The 13,207-nt window shown below is 69.9% G+C and carries 13 protein-coding genes; 9 read left to right on the forward strand and 4 right to left on the reverse strand.

All coding sequences use genetic code 11. From position 1 onward, the window contains the following. Nucleotide 1: 1 nt before the first annotated feature. Nucleotides 2–1,648, reverse strand: a complete 1,647-nt coding sequence (locus ACIGEP_RS10865) for an FAD-dependent oxidoreductase (protein ID WP_396661628.1) — start codon at nucleotides 1,646–1,648, stop codon at nucleotides 2–4. Between the two features lie 173 nt (nucleotides 1,649–1,821). Here ACIGEP_RS10865 and ACIGEP_RS10870 point away from each other — a divergent pair, with 173 nt between their 5' ends. Continuing rightward, entirely contained in the window at nucleotides 1,822–2,028 is a 207-nt protein-coding gene (locus tag ACIGEP_RS10870) for a cold-shock protein (RefSeq protein ID WP_064002832.1), read from the forward strand. A 4-nt stretch (nucleotides 2,029–2,032) separates the two neighbouring features. Here the strand turns inward: ACIGEP_RS10870 and ACIGEP_RS10875 are convergent, their stop codons facing one another. Both ACIGEP_RS10875 and ACIGEP_RS10880 read right to left on the reverse strand, forming a co-directional pair. Beyond that, on the reverse strand, nucleotides 2,033–2,710 hold the full coding sequence (locus ACIGEP_RS10875) for an HAD hydrolase-like protein (protein WP_396661629.1): 678 nt from the start codon (nucleotides 2,708–2,710) through the stop codon (nucleotides 2,033–2,035). Further along, a complete protein-coding gene (locus ACIGEP_RS10880; protein ID WP_396661630.1) occupies nucleotides 2,707–3,645 on the reverse strand; it encodes a helix-turn-helix domain-containing protein in 939 nt (312 codons plus the stop codon). The genes ACIGEP_RS10875 and ACIGEP_RS10880 overlap by 4 nt, the downstream gene beginning before the upstream one ends. A gap of 252 nt (nucleotides 3,646–3,897) precedes the next feature. Here ACIGEP_RS10880 and nucS point away from each other — a divergent pair, with 252 nt between their 5' ends. Next, nucleotides 3,898–4,584: an endonuclease NucS gene (nucS, locus tag ACIGEP_RS10885; RefSeq protein ID WP_396661631.1), complete on the forward strand. Its 687-nt coding sequence runs from the start codon at nucleotides 3,898–3,900 to the stop codon at nucleotides 4,582–4,584. A 6-nt stretch (nucleotides 4,585–4,590) separates the two neighbouring features. Here nucS and ACIGEP_RS10890 read toward each other — a convergent pair whose 3' ends face one another. Further along, nucleotides 4,591–5,805 carry an MFS transporter gene (locus ACIGEP_RS10890; protein ID WP_396661632.1) on the reverse strand — a complete coding sequence of 405 codons (1,215 nt, stop codon included), beginning with the start codon at nucleotides 5,803–5,805 and terminating at the stop codon, nucleotides 4,591–4,593. Nucleotides 5,806–5,871: 66 nt separating this feature from the next. Between ACIGEP_RS10890 and ACIGEP_RS10895 the strand changes: the two genes are divergently transcribed. The 7 genes from ACIGEP_RS10895 (at nucleotide 5,872) to mnhG (ending at nucleotide 13,205) form a co-directional block, all read left to right on the forward strand. Beyond that, entirely contained in the window at nucleotides 5,872–6,912 is a 1,041-nt protein-coding gene (locus ACIGEP_RS10895) for a LacI family DNA-binding transcriptional regulator (RefSeq protein WP_396661633.1), read from the forward strand. An 80-nt stretch (nucleotides 6,913–6,992) separates the two neighbouring features. Continuing rightward, a complete protein-coding gene (locus ACIGEP_RS10900; protein WP_396661634.1) occupies nucleotides 6,993–9,908 on the forward strand; it encodes a Na+/H+ antiporter subunit A in 2,916 nt (971 codons plus the stop codon). Beyond that, entirely contained in the window at nucleotides 9,905–10,426 is a 522-nt protein-coding gene (locus ACIGEP_RS10905; RefSeq protein ID WP_251577412.1) for a Na(+)/H(+) antiporter subunit C, read from the forward strand. The genes ACIGEP_RS10900 and ACIGEP_RS10905 overlap by 4 nt, the downstream gene beginning before the upstream one ends. Next, entirely contained in the window at nucleotides 10,423–11,994 is a 1,572-nt protein-coding gene (locus ACIGEP_RS10910) for a Na+/H+ antiporter subunit D (RefSeq protein ID WP_396661635.1), read from the forward strand. The genes ACIGEP_RS10905 and ACIGEP_RS10910 overlap by 4 nt, the downstream gene beginning before the upstream one ends. Further along, nucleotides 11,984–12,583, forward strand: a complete 600-nt coding sequence (locus tag ACIGEP_RS10915) for a Na+/H+ antiporter subunit E (RefSeq protein WP_396661636.1) — start codon at nucleotides 11,984–11,986, stop codon at nucleotides 12,581–12,583. Before ACIGEP_RS10910 ends, ACIGEP_RS10915 begins: the two co-directional genes overlap by 11 nt. Beyond that, nucleotides 12,580–12,852, forward strand: coding sequence for a monovalent cation/H+ antiporter complex subunit F (locus ACIGEP_RS10920; protein ID WP_396661637.1), 273 nt, complete (start codon nucleotides 12,580–12,582; stop codon nucleotides 12,850–12,852). The genes ACIGEP_RS10915 and ACIGEP_RS10920 overlap by 4 nt, the downstream gene beginning before the upstream one ends. Then, nucleotides 12,849–13,205, forward strand: a complete 357-nt coding sequence (mnhG, locus tag ACIGEP_RS10925) for a monovalent cation/H(+) antiporter subunit G (RefSeq protein WP_396661638.1) — start codon at nucleotides 12,849–12,851, stop codon at nucleotides 13,203–13,205. Before ACIGEP_RS10920 ends, mnhG begins: the two co-directional genes overlap by 4 nt. The last annotated feature ends 2 nt before the right edge of the window (nucleotides 13,206–13,207 follow it).

The following is a 13,207-nucleotide window of genomic DNA, read 5'->3' on the forward strand; positions in this document are numbered from 1 at the left end:
GTCAGGCCCCTTCGCGCGCGGCGGCCTCGAGGCCGTCGGTCCAGGTGAGCCAGCCGCCGTCGAGGTTGCGGACGTCGTGCCCGAGCTGCTGCAGGAGCCTGCTCGCGGTGTGCCCGCGCTGCCCGACCCGGCAGTGCACGATGAGCGGCGCGTCCGGCAGCTCCGTGTGTCGGTTCCGGAGCTCGTCGAGGGGGAGCAGGACCGCCCCGGGGATCGCGCCCGCCTCGTTCTCCTCGGCGGTGCGGACGTCGACGACCACGGCGCCGGCCGCGCGGGCGGCATCCACTTCATGCCACTGGATCGTGCGGTCCGTTCCCGTCGCGAGGTTCTCGGCGACGTAGCCGGCCATGTTGATCGCGTCCTTCGCCGACCCGTACTGCGGCGCGTAGGCGAGCTCGAGCTGCGACAGAGCGGATGCCGTGAGTCCGGCCGTCATCGCGACGGCGAGGACGTCGAGCCGTTTGTCGACGCCTGTCCGTCCGACGATCTGGGCGCCCAGGATCAGGTCGGTGGCGGGGTCGATGAGCAGCTTCATCGCCATCTGCTCCGCGCCCGGGTAATAGGTCGCATGAGAGAAGGGGTGCGTGTGCACGATGCGGTGCGCGCGCCCCGCGGTCCGCAGCCGCCGTTCACTCCACCCGACGAGTCCGACGGTCAGGCCGAGGATGCCGACGACGGTCGTCCCGAGCGCGGGTGCCGCCGCATCCGTCGCGATGCCGGCGATGGCGTCGGCCGCCGCCCGGCCGTGCCGGTTGGCGAGACCGGCCATCGTGACGAGGGTCGCCGCGCCGTCGAGGTGGTCGGTCTTCTCGACGGCGTCGCCGACCGCCCAGATTCCGGGGACGTTCGTGCGGTGATGGTCGTCGACGGCGATGCCGCCGGTCGGACCGAGGGCGATACCCGCATCGGTCGCGATCCGCACGTCGGGGTGGACGCCGCGGGCGTCGACCACGAGGTCGGCGGCGACACGCGAGCCGTCCGACAGGATGACACCGCGCGCCTCGAGACGGTCGATCGTGGTCCCGGTGCGGAGGTCCACCCCGGCGGCCGACAGCGCACGGTGCACCGGCGACGCCATCTCGGGGTCGAGCGGGCTCAGCACCTGCGCCCCGCGCTGCACGAGGGTCACCTGCGCGCCGCGCGCCACGAGGTTCTCGACGGCCTCCACACCGATGAACCCGCCACCGGCGACGACCACCCGCGGCTGCGAGAGCCCGGTGAGGATCTCGACGATCTCGTCGACGTCGTCGACGGTGCGCAGGGTGGTGACGGGGACGCCCTCCCCCGGGATGCCGCCGGTCGCCGCCGCTCCGAGAGCCAGCACCAGATCGTCGAAGCGCTCGTCCCACTCGGTGTCGCTGTCGAGGTCGCGGACGGTGACCGTCTTGCCCGCCGTGTCGATCGCGGTCACTTCGTGCCGGACGTGTACGCGCAGTGCGAAGCGAGCGCCGAGGGACTCCGGGGTCTGCAGCAGCAGGGCCGAGCGCTCCTCGATCACGCCGCCGACGTAATAGGGGAGGCCGCAGTTCGCGAAGGAGACGTGCGAGCCGCGTTCGAAGACGAGGATCTCGCGCTGTTCGTCGAGTCGGCGAAGACGTGTCGCGGCCGACATCCCGGCCGCGACACCACCGATGATGATCGTGCGCATGGGTTCAAACATACCCCTGGGGGTATTTAGCACCTCGTGGGGGCGACATTCTCGTGTACGTCGGGCAACGTTTGTGTCACCTTCGGACGCAGGGGGAGACAGCGGGGGCCGTGGCGGCTAGGTTGGGGAAGGACCGGCGGACGTGTCGCCGGCATCAATCAGTAAGGCAGTTCATGAGCGTCAGCGGTACCGTCAAGTGGTTCAACTCGGAGAAGGGCTTCGGGTTCATCGCTCCCGATGAAGGCGGCGCCGACGTCTTCGCCCACTACTCGGCCATCGAGTCCTCGGGCTACCGCTCGCTGGAAGAGAACCAGCGAGTTGAGTTCGACATCGCACAGGGCCCCAAGGGTCTTCAGGCGGAGAACATCCGTCCCCTCTGAGGTTTCACACCTCTTCAGTGAGGAGCAGGCGGCGGAGCTCGACGATCGTGTCGACCGCCGCCTGCGCTCCTTCTGACTCGTGCGGCCAGCTGAAGCCCCACCGCACGAAGATGACGGGGACGCCGTTCGCGGCGCCTCCGTCGATGTCGTGGTGACGGTCTCCGACCAGGATCGGTCGACTGGTGTCGACGCCCATCGAGCGAAGTCGACGCAGAGACTCCGCGACGATGTCCGCCTTCGTGGCGAGCGTCCTCTCGTCCGGCGTCGCGCCCGCCATCGCCTGCATGTGCTCCGCGAGACCGTAGTGCTCCATCAGCGCGACGACCTGGACCTCCGGCTTCGAGCTGGCCGTCGCCTGCGGGATGCCGGCCGCCGAGATCTCGGCGATGAGCTCCCCGACGCCCGGGTAGAGCCGCGTCCGAGCCGTGTAACCGTCCTGCTTGCCGAGGCCCCGGTAGTACGAGACGGCCTCGGATGCCTGCTCCGGCGTCATGCCGACGTTCTTCTGGAACGAGTCGTACATCGGTGGTCCGATCCAGTGAACCAGTTCCGCGCGCGTCGGCGCGGGGTACCCGAAATGGGTGAGACAGCGATCGAGACGGCTGAGGATGCCGTCTGATGCGTCGACGATCGTGCCGTCCACGTCCCAGAGGATGCAGGACCAGGGGGAGCGTGTCGTCATGCTCCCAGCCTAGGGGCGGGCCGCAGGGCCCGACGGACGAGGACGGCGACGCCGTAGGCGATGGCGCCGACGATCACTTTGTCGATGAGTGAGATGGTGGCGTTCACGATACTGATCGCCACCTCGGTGTGCACCCCGGTCATCCCGATCACGAGATCGCGCAGTCCGTCGAGCCCGCGATCGGTCGAACCGCCCAGATAGAACACGGTGATGGGTACCGCGATCGACGAGGTGACCACGGCCACGAAGGCGCTCAGCGCGAGGAAGCGGGGAAGGGTGGCGGCGAGACGGAACCGCGTCGCCCCGAAGCCCCAGACGAGTCCGGCCGACACCATCGTCACGGAGAACACCGCGGCCACGACCTGGCCCTTGAGCAGCTCGACGACGATGAAGACCACCCCCACCGCCGCAGCTGCCCACGGGCCGCCGAGGATCGCGACCAGCGCCGTCCCGACCATGTCGAAGAAGAACACGTCCCCGAGCAGGGGGTTCACGAACTTGCCGGTCGAGTTCAGCAGCACGCCCGCGACGATCAGGGCGACGAGGCGTCCCCACGACAGCCCGTCCGACGCGGGGACGGGCTGTTCCGGAGTCGGGGTCTCGAGGCGAGGCTCCGGCGCCGCGCTCGAGCCGGCGGCGACGGCCGCGGCGACGCGGGCACGCCACAAGGCGACGGCGGCGGGGTCCTCGCCGAGTGCCTCGACGATCTCGGCGACGAGCCCGGCGTTAAGGCGTCGCCGCCCGAGCCGGAAGGCATCCGAGATCGTGGTGTGCGGAACGCGCGCCGCGGCGGGATTGGCGCCCGCGTCGATGCGCTGCTCGGTGACCCTCGCCGCGAGCTCTCGGTACGAGACGCCGCGTGCGTCGCGCAGCATCCGGAGCTCCGAGATCAGCTCGTCGACGCGCGCGGCACCCGTGTCGCTGGAGCCCCCCACACCGTCATCGTAGAGCCGCGGGGGCGCCGCGCCGGACCCGGGTCGCGGATGCGGCGCCACCGCGATGAGCTGCGCGCGAGCCCGAATACGCGCGACGGCGCCTGACGATAGGGGTGTCTCGTGCTCCCCCCGGAGACGGACAGCCATCAGGAACCTGCTCGTCGTCCACGCTACGGACCGCGATCCGGGATCCCCGAGCCGCGGGCACGTTCCCGGACGATCCCGTACAGACCCACGGGTAGGCTCGTCGCCGTGCGTCTCGTCATCGCCCGCTGCTCCGTCGATTACACCGGTCGACTCAACACCCATCTGCCTCCCGCCACCCGGCTCATCATGGTCAAGGCGGACGGCACCGTCGCGTTCCACCGCGACATCCAGCACCAGCCGCTCAACTGGATGAGCCCGCCGTGCACCCTGACGGTCGTGGAACCCGGCGAGGACGACGTCGACGTCGTCGAGAAGTGGCGGGTCACTCACGCGAAGTCCGGCGACGAACTCACGATCCGCATCTACGAGGTGCTGCACGACTCGTCGCACGAGCTCGGTGTCGACCCGGGCCTCGTGAAGGACGGAGTCGAGGCCGACCTGCAGCGCCTGCTCGCCGAGCAGGTCGGCGTCATCGGTGAGAACCTGACGCTCGTACGACGGGAGTTCCCGACCGCCATCGGGCCGGTCGACCTGCTGCTGCGCAACCCCGAGGGCGGCACCGTGGCGGTCGAGGTAAAGCGCCGCGGCGACATCGACGGCGTCGAGCAGCTCACGCGCTACCTCGAGCTGCTCGGGCGTGACCCGCACCTCGCGCCGGTCACCGGGGTCTTCGCCGCTCAGGAGATCAAGCCTCAAGCCAAGGTGCTGGCGGCGGACCGCGGCATCCGCTGCGTCACCCTTGACTACGACGAGATGAAGGGCGTCGAGTCGGGCGCGCCGCGTCTGTTCTGACCCACCTCAGTGGCTCGTGCCGCGGGTGCCCGGAAGGGGCTTGGCGGCGCCGGAGGCGAAGCCGGACGCGGCGACCAGCGCGACGATGATGAACAGCGTGTTCAGCAGCCCGATGTGCGTGCTGATGACACCCAGGATCGGCGGCCCGCAGAGGAAGGCGACGTAGCCGATGGTGGCGGCCGCGCTGACCCGCGCGGCGGCGCGCTCGGGGTCGTCCGCCGCCGCCGACATCCCGAGCGGGAAGCCCAGCGACGCCCCGACGCCCCACAGCGCGGCACCGACGAAGACGAGCGGCAGGTTCGGCGCCAGGATGAAGAGCAGGATGCCGACCACGGCCGTCACGGCGAGCACCCGAAGCGTCGCGACGCGGCCGAACCGGTCGACGAGCGGGCCGCCGAAGACCCGGACGACGGTCATCGCGACCGAGAAGACGGTGAGCGCCGCAGCACCGAGCGCGAGACCTCCGCGGTGATCCTCGCTCACCGCGAGGGCCATCCAGTCGTTCGCCCCGCCCTCGGCGAACGCCATGCCGAGCATGACGACCCCGAGCACGTACGTCCGGGGCTCCCGCCAGGCCGACAGCGCGGCCGCGAGACGGGATCGCCACCCGGAGGGTGCCGCGTCGGGGGCACCGAAGTCGCGCTGCGGCACGTAGGCGAAGGCGACCACTGCGATGACCACGATCGCGACGGCGATGACGGCCGTGTGCGGGAAGACGCCGATGCGCGCTCCGGCCACCAGCGCACCGATGCCGGCGCCGATGACGGTGCCGAGGCTGAAGAAGGCGTGGAACAGGGGCAGGATCGTCTTGCCCACCTCGACCTCGATCGCCGCCCCGTCGACGTTCATGAGGACGTCGAGCGCGCCGTTGCCGAACCCGAAGAGGGTGAGTCCCACGAGGACGAGCAGGAGCGAGGGGGTGACGTCGGTGCCGAGGCCGATGAGGAACAGACCCACCGCCAGCACCAGCATCACGGTGAGCATGCCGCGTCGGGTGCCGAGGCGGGCGGCGATCACCGAAGAGACCGACAGGCCGAGGATCGAGGCGACACCCATCCCGAGCAGCAGCAGTCCGATCGTGGAGTTCTCGATGCCGAGCGCTGCTTTGATCGAGGGGACCCGCGACGCCCAGGTCGCGATGCTCAGACCGCTCGCCGTGAAGATCGCGAACACGGCGAGACGCCATGTCCACAGGCGAGCGGCGGTGAGGTGCAGGGTCATGGACGTCACTCTAGCGGGATCTCCGAATCGATTCGAGAACGGCGCTGTACGGGTTACGATCGAGATATGAGCACCCGCCGAGCGACGATCTCCGACGTCGCGCGTGAAGCCGGGGTGTCGGCGTCGACGGCATCCGTCGTCTTCAGCGGGAAGGTGTCCGTGTCGGACACCACCCGCGCCAAGGTGATGCAGGCGGCGGAGAAGCTCGGGTACACCGGGCCGGATCCGCGAGCCGCGTCGCTTCGGACAGGACGCGCCGGTGTCGTGGCGGTGCTCTTCCGAGAGCGCCTCGGCTCGGCCTTCCGCGACCCCGCGACGGCGGCCATGATGGACGGCCTCACCGACGCCCTCGCGCCGATCGGCGCCGGCGTCCTGCTCCTGCACGACGAGGGGCCGGTCGAGTCCGCGCCCACGCTCACGTCGGCTCCCGTCGACGCAGCGATCCTGCTCGGCTGCAACGAGATCCTGCAGTCCTCGGTCGACGTGCTGGGGCGGCGCGGCATCCCCGTCGTCGTCATCGAAGGCGACGCAGGTCCCGACGTCCCGCAGATCCTGCTCGACAACGTCGAGGCGCAGCGCACCGCGGCAGAGCACCTGCGCTCGCTCGGTCACGAGGACGTCGCGCTCGTCACCCTGACCAAGGATGCCACGCGCCCCCGCGGCTTCATCGACGATCCCGCCCATATCGCCGTCGAGGTGACCCGCGACCGGCTGCGCGGCGCCCGACAGATCTACCCCGACGCGCCCGCGTACGCGGTCGGTGCGAGCTCGATCGACGAGGGTCTCGCGGCGGGGCGCGTGCTGCTCGCCGGTCGACGACCGACGGCGATCATCGCGCAGAGCGATCTGCTCGCGGCCGGAGTCATCCGTGCCGCCGGGGAGGCGGGCCTGCGCGTACCCGAGGACCTCAGCGTGACCGGCTTCGACGGCATCACCGTCGACGGGCTGGCGCCCTACGTCCTCACGACGCTCGTGCAGGACGCCATCGCGAAGGGGCGTGCGGCGGGCGAGGCCGTCGTCGCGATGCTCGAGGGGCGCGAGCCGGCATCCCTCACCCTCACCTGCACATTCCGACGAGGGAACACGACCGGTCCGGTACCGGGCTGACCTGGGAACCGGCCGGGCGACCGCTGGCCGTCAGCCGGTAGACTGGAACCCTCGACCCCCGATCACGCAGAGGAGGCCAAGTGCTGATCCTCCTCGCGGCGTTCGCGCTCGTGCCCCTCGTCCTTCCGGCACTCGTCGCGCGCCTGGGGTCACGCACCTTCCTCGTCGCCGCCATCGTCCCGATCGCCGCGTTCGTCCACACCGCGCTGCAGGCACCCGCCGTGATCGCGGGGGATATCCCGTTCGAGACATACAGCTGGATCCCCGACCTCGAAGTCCAGCTGTCGATGCGGATGGACGTCCTGTCGTGGGTCATGGCGCTGATCGTGACCGGCGTCGGCGCACTGGTGATGATCTACTGCCGGTGGTACTTCGCCGGCAAGACCGAGGGCCTCGCGACCTTCTCGGCCGTGCTCCTCGCCTTCGCGGGTGCGATGTACGGACTCGTCCTCACCGACGACATCGTCGTGCTGATCATGCTGTGGGAGGTCACGAGCGTCCTCTCGTACCTGCTCATCGGCTTCTACCACCGCCGCGGCGCGAGCCGCCGCGCAGCACTGCAGGCGCTTCTCGTGACGACCCTCGGCGGGCTCGTCATGCTCATCGGCGTCGTCATGCTGGTCGTGCTCTACGGCACGACCAGCATCGCCGCGATGCTCGAGACCGGCCCGGTCTTCGAGGGCGGGCAGGCGGTGGCCCTGGACGCCGCGATCGTGATGCTGCTCGTGGGGGCGCTCAGCAAGTCCGCCATCTTCCCGTTCCACTTCTGGCTGCCGGGCGCCATGGCGGCGCCGACACCCGTGAGCGCCTATCTGCACGCGGCCGCGATGGTGAAGGCGGGCATCTACCTCATCGCCCGCTTCGCCCCGGCCTTCGCCGACACCGACCCGTGGCGTCCGATCGTCATCGGGCTCGGCATCTTCACGATGCTCCTCGGCGGCTTCCAGGCGCTGCGCGAGTCCGACCTCAAGCGCATCCTCGCCTTCGGCACGGTCAGTCAGCTCGGCATGCTCACCGTCGTGCTCGGCTACGGCGAACGCAACAGTGCGCTCGCCGGCCTCGCACTGCTCGTGGGCCATGCCCTCTTCAAGTCGGCGCTGTTCCTCGTCGTCGGTGTCATCGACCGTCAGCTGAACACGCGCGACATCGCCGAGCTCTCCGGCGTCGGCCGCCAGGCGCCGACACTCGCAACCTTCTCGATCATCGCGATCGCCTCGATGGCCGGCGTCGCCCCCACGGTGGGCTTCGTCGCCAAGGAGGCCGCCCTCACCTCGTTCCTCGAAGGCGGCAACGAGCCGGCGGCCCTCATCCCGCTGATCGGAATTCTGCTGGGGTCGGCGCTGACGGCGGCGTACGGCATCCGTTTCGTGTGGGGTGCCTTCTGGACGAAGAAGGATGCCGCCGGCGCCCCGCGCGAGCGCACCGAGTGGCCCGACCCGCCGATCGGCTTCCTCATCGCCCCCGTCGTGCTGAGCGGTCTCACCGTCGTCGCGGGCCTCTTCGCGCCCGTGATCGATTCGGCGATCGCCGGGTACGCCGACGGCATCCCGCTCGACGAGGGCGGCAAGGCGTACCACCTGGCGCTCTGGCACGGCTGGGAGCCGGCGCTGTTCCTCTCGCTCGGCTCGATCGCCCTCGGCGCCGTGCTGTTCTGGGTCACCCAGCGCCGCGCGCTGAAGGCCCGCATCCTGCCGTTCACCGCGAACGACGCCTACAACCTGACGCTGCGCGGCATCGCCCGTCTCTCGGTCTGGACGACCTCGCTCACTCAGCGCGGGTCGCTGCCGTTCTACGTCGGCACGATCTTCGTCGTCTTCATCGCGGCAGAGGCGACGGCGCTGCTGGCGAGCAGCGAATGGCGCATCGCCGTCGACGCCTGGCAGAGCCCCGCGCAGCTGCTGGCGGCTCCGGTCATGATCCTCGCGGGCTTCGTCGCGATCCGGGCGCGCAAGCGCTACACCGGCGTCGTGCTCGTGTCGGTCACCGGGCTCGGCATGGTCCTGCTGTTCGCGACCAGCGGCGCACCCGACCTGGCGCTCACGCAGATCCTCGTCGAGACCGTCACCCTCATCGCCTTCGCTCTCGTGCTGCGCCGCATCCCGGCCCGCCTCGGTGACCACAACGCCTCGGTCCTGCCCGTCGTCCGCGCCGTCATCGGCATCGGCGTCGGCGTCACGATGGCGGCGGTCGCCCTCATCGCGACCGGCGCGCGAGTCGCCGATCCGGTCTCCGGGCCGTTCCCCGACCTCGCCTACGAGATCGGACACGGCAAGAACGTCGTCAACGTGACCCTCGTCGACCTGCGCGGCTGGGACACCATGGGCGAGCTCTCGGTGCTGATCCTCGCGGCGACCGGTGTCGCCTCGCTCGTGTTCGTCACGAACCGCTCCGACAGCCGCATCCTCCCGTCGCTCCCGACCGGCACCGGTCGCAGCCGGCGCCCGCTCGTCGAGACGGCCGACGGTCCGCGTCCCCGCTCGACCGCGCCGGGATCGACCCGGCAGGCGTGGTTGGTCGGCGGTCTCAAGGTGAAGCCCGAGAACCGGTCGCTCCTGCTCGAGGTCATCGTCCGCGTCCTCTTCCACTCGATCATCGTCGTGTCGGTCTATCTGCTCTTCGCGGGCCACAACCTGCCCGGCGGCGGCTTCGCGGGCGGGCTCGTCGCGGGCATGGCGCTCGTGATGCGGTACATCGCGGGCGGACGGTGGGAGCTCGGAGCGGCGGCGCCGACGGATGCCGGTCGACTGCTGGGTGCGGGCATGACCCTCGCGCTCGCCTGCGCCATCGTGCCCCTGTTCTTCGGCGCGGCGCCCCTGACGAGCACCTACTGGGAGTGGGACCTGCCGATCCTCGGCGAAGTCGAGTTCGTCACCTCGACGATCTTCGACGTCGGGGTCTACCTCGTGGTCATCGGACTCGTGCTCGACGTGCTGCGTTCGCTCGGAGCCGAGGTCGACCGCCAGACGCAGGCGCAGCGGGAGCGGGTGAGCGCATGACCGTCTCGCTCGTCCTCGTGATCATCATGGCCGTGCTGTTCGCCGCCGGTGTGTACGCGATGCTCGAGCGTAGCCTCACCCGTGTGCTCATCGGGTTCCTCCTGCTCGGCAACGCCGCGAACCTCTTCCTCCTGATCGTCATGGGCGCTCCGGGCGTGGCCCCCTTCTACGGCAGCGCCGGCGAGGGCGAGTCGTTCAGCGATCCGCTGCCGCAGGCGCTCTCGCTGACGGCGATCGTCATCACTTTCGCGATCTCGTCGTTCCTCCTCGCCCTCATCTACCGGTCCTGGCAGCTCGGACAGGCCGACACGGTCACCGACGACGAGGCCGACCGCGAGGTGCGCGAGCGCGGTGCCCGCGACGAGGAGGCGATGGACGACGAGATCACCGACGAGGACGACGACGCCACGACAGACTTCATCGGGACGGAGACCTCGCCCATCGTGATCCTCCACGCGCAGGACATCGCCGAACTGCGTGACGACGCTCCGACGGACACTCCCGGAGGCCCGCGATGACCGCGCTCGTCCCGCTCCTGGTCACCCTCCCGCTGCTGGGCGCGGGTGTCGCCCTGATCTTCGGTCGACGTCGCCGCGTGCAGGTGGGCGTCTCGATCGTGACCCTGACGGTGGCGGCGACGATCGCGGCCGTGCTCCTCTGGTACGTCGACGCGAGCGGGATGCCGCTGGCGGTGTCGGTCGGCGGGTGGCCGATCCCGTTCGGCATCGTGCTGTACGTCGACCGCCTCGCGGCTCTGCTCGTCCTGGTCTCGAGCATCGTGCTGCTGGCGGTCCTCCTCTTCTCGGTCGGGCAGGGCGCCGCCGACGGTGACGAGGAGACGCCGGTCTCGATCTTCCACCCCTCGTACCTGATCCTCGCGGCGGGCATCTTCAACGCGTTCATCGCGGGCGACCTCTTCAACCTGTACGTCGGGTTCGAGATCCTGCTGGTCGCCTCGTACGTGCTCATCACGCTCGGCTCCACGGAGTCCCGCATCCGCACGGGTGTCGTCTACATCGTCGTCTCCCTCGTCTCGTCGATCCTCTTCCTCGCCGCGATCGCCGCGATCTACGGCGCGCTCGGCACCGTCAACATGGCGCAGCTGGCCGACCGGATGGGCGAGCTCCCCGACGAGGTGCAGCTCGTGCTCCACCTCATGCTTCTGCTCGCCTTCAGCATCAAGGCGGCGGTCTTCCCGCTCTCCTTCTGGCTGCCCGACTCGTACCCGACCGCCCCGGCGCCGGTCACCGCGGTGTTCGCGGGCCTGCTGACGAAGGTCGGTGTCTACGCGATGATCCGCACCGAGACACAGATCTTCCGCGACAACGACGTCAACCAGCTCCTGCTGATCGTCGCCCTCGCGACGATGGTGGTCGGGATCCTGGGCGCGGTCGCGCAGGCCGAGCTCAAGCGCATCCTGTCGTTCACCCTCGTCAGCCACATCGGGTACATGGTCTTCGGGCTCGCGATCGCGACGCCCGCATCCCTCGGCGCCACGATCTACTACATGGTCCACCACATCGTCGTGCAGACCACCCTGTTCCTCGCGGTCGGTCTCGTCGAGCGACGAGCGGGGTCCACCTCGATCCTCAAGGTGAAGGGACTCATGAAGGCGGCGCCGGTCCTGGCCGTGCTCTACTTCATCCCCGCGATCAACCTCGGCGGTCTGCCACCGTTCTCGGGCTTCATCGGCAAGTACGCGCTCTTCAACGCGGCCGCCGAAGTCGGGACGCCGCTCATGTACGCCCTCATCGTCGCGGGCATCGTGACCTCGCTCCTCACCCTGCTGGCACTCATGCGCGCGTGGAACCTCGCGTTCTGGCGCGAAGAGGAGGACCAGGCGGAGGAGTCGGGCGTCGTCGACCGTATCTCCTACCTGGGAGACGCGCCCGCGGCCGGGGTGCAGACCGAGCGTCGGGTCATCCCGCGCATCATGACCGCCGCGACCGCCGGCATGGTGGCGGTCACCGTCGCCCTGACCGTGTTCGCCGGCCCCCTCTATCACCTGTGCGCGGGGATCGGGTCGTCGCTGCTGAACCCCGTGACCCTCACCCAGCTGCAGGACGAGGTGAACGATGGGAACTGACGTCAAGCGCAGCGCACTGACCGGGATCTGGCGGCAGCTGCCGTTCTTCCTGTGGCTCATCGCGCTCTGGATGCTGCTGTGGGGTCAGTTCACCGTCCTCGCCTTCCTCACCGGAACGGTCGTGGCCGTGTTCGTGACGAGCGTCTTCCGCCTGCCGCCCGTCGAGCTCTCGGGCCGCCTCAACCCGTGGTGGTTGATCGTCTTCTTCGTCCAGTTCATCGGTGCCGTCGTGAAGGGGTCGCTGGTGGTCGCGTGGCAGGTCGTGCGGCCCGGTCGCCAGCCCGGGATCTCGGTCGTCGCCGTGCCGCTCGTGACCGACGACGACCTGATCATGGCGCACGTCGGGGTCACGGCATCCCTCATCCCCGGATCCCTCGTCCTCGAGACCGATCGTGACCGCCGCATCCTCTACCTGCACGTCCTCGGAGCGTCGACGGATGCCGAGGTCGACGAGCAGCGTCGGATGGTGCAGCGCTGGGAGGCGCGCATCGTGCGCGCCGTCGGCTCGCCGGCGCAACTCGAGGCGGTCCGGTCGTCCCGTTCCGGCGCGGCAGAGGTCCGTACCGGAGCGAAGGAGGAGCGCTCGTGACCGCCGTCCTCGTCGTCGCCATCTGCGCCGTCTTCGGTGTCGCCGCCCTGCTCACGGTCTGGCGGATCATCGTCGGGCCGTCGATCCTCGACCGCGCCGTCGCGTCCGACGTGCTGCTGACTCTCCTCATCTGTGCGCTCGGGGCCGAGATGGCGATCAACCACCACACGCGGACGCTCCCGGTGCTGCTGATCGTCGCGGCCGTCGGTGTGTTCGGCTCGGTGTCGATCGCCCGGTTCGTCGCCCGCCGGGACGGAGACGAGCGATGACCGAGATCCTCCACGTCGTGTCGCTCGTGCTCATCCTGGCGGGAGCACTGCTGTGCCTGACCGCCGCGATCGGACTGCTGCGCTTCCGCGACGTGCCGACCCGCCTGCACGCGGCGACCAAGCCGCAGGTGCTCGGCCTGCTGCTCATCGCGATCGCGGTCGGCATCGAGCTGCAGTCGTGGGCGGTCGTCGCCTTCCTCGTGCCGATCCTCGTGATCCAGTTCGCGACCGCGCCGCTGTCGGCCCACATGGTCGGGCGCCAGGCCTATCGCAACGGCACGATCGACCGGCGCAATCTGCATGCCGACGAGCTCGCCGACGCCAAGGAGACCCCGCCCGGCGCGGGCGGCTGAGC

Source organism: Microbacterium sp. NPDC077663 (assembly GCF_044542795.1).
Classification (GTDB): Bacteria; Actinomycetota; Actinomycetes; order Actinomycetales; family Microbacteriaceae; genus Microbacterium.

What these genes read in the sequence shown, in the direction of transcription:
- ACIGEP_RS10865 (WP_396661628.1), bottom strand. Translation starts at nt 1,648, where the DNA reads ATGCGCACGATCATCATCGGTGGTGTCGCGGCCGGGATGTCGGCCGCG.
- ACIGEP_RS10870 (WP_064002832.1), top strand. Translation starts at nt 1,822, where the DNA reads ATGAGCGTCAGCGGTACCGTCAAGTGGTTCAACTCGGAGAAGGGCTTC.
- ACIGEP_RS10875 (WP_396661629.1), bottom strand. Translation starts at nt 2,710, where the DNA reads ATGACGACACGCTCCCCCTGGTCCTGCATCCTCTGGGACGTGGACGGC.
- ACIGEP_RS10890 (WP_396661632.1), bottom strand. Translation starts at nt 5,805, where the DNA reads ATGACCCTGCACCTCACCGCCGCTCGCCTGTGGACATGGCGTCTCGCC.
- ACIGEP_RS10895 (WP_396661633.1), top strand. Translation starts at nt 5,872, where the DNA reads ATGAGCACCCGCCGAGCGACGATCTCCGACGTCGCGCGTGAAGCCGGG.
- ACIGEP_RS10905 (WP_251577412.1), top strand. Translation starts at nt 9,905, where the DNA reads ATGACCGTCTCGCTCGTCCTCGTGATCATCATGGCCGTGCTGTTCGCC.
- ACIGEP_RS10910 (WP_396661635.1), top strand. Translation starts at nt 10,423, where the DNA reads ATGACCGCGCTCGTCCCGCTCCTGGTCACCCTCCCGCTGCTGGGCGCG.
- ACIGEP_RS10915 (WP_396661636.1), top strand. Translation starts at nt 11,984, where the DNA reads ATGGGAACTGACGTCAAGCGCAGCGCACTGACCGGGATCTGGCGGCAG.
- mnhG (WP_396661638.1), top strand. Translation starts at nt 12,849, where the DNA reads ATGACCGAGATCCTCCACGTCGTGTCGCTCGTGCTCATCCTGGCGGGA.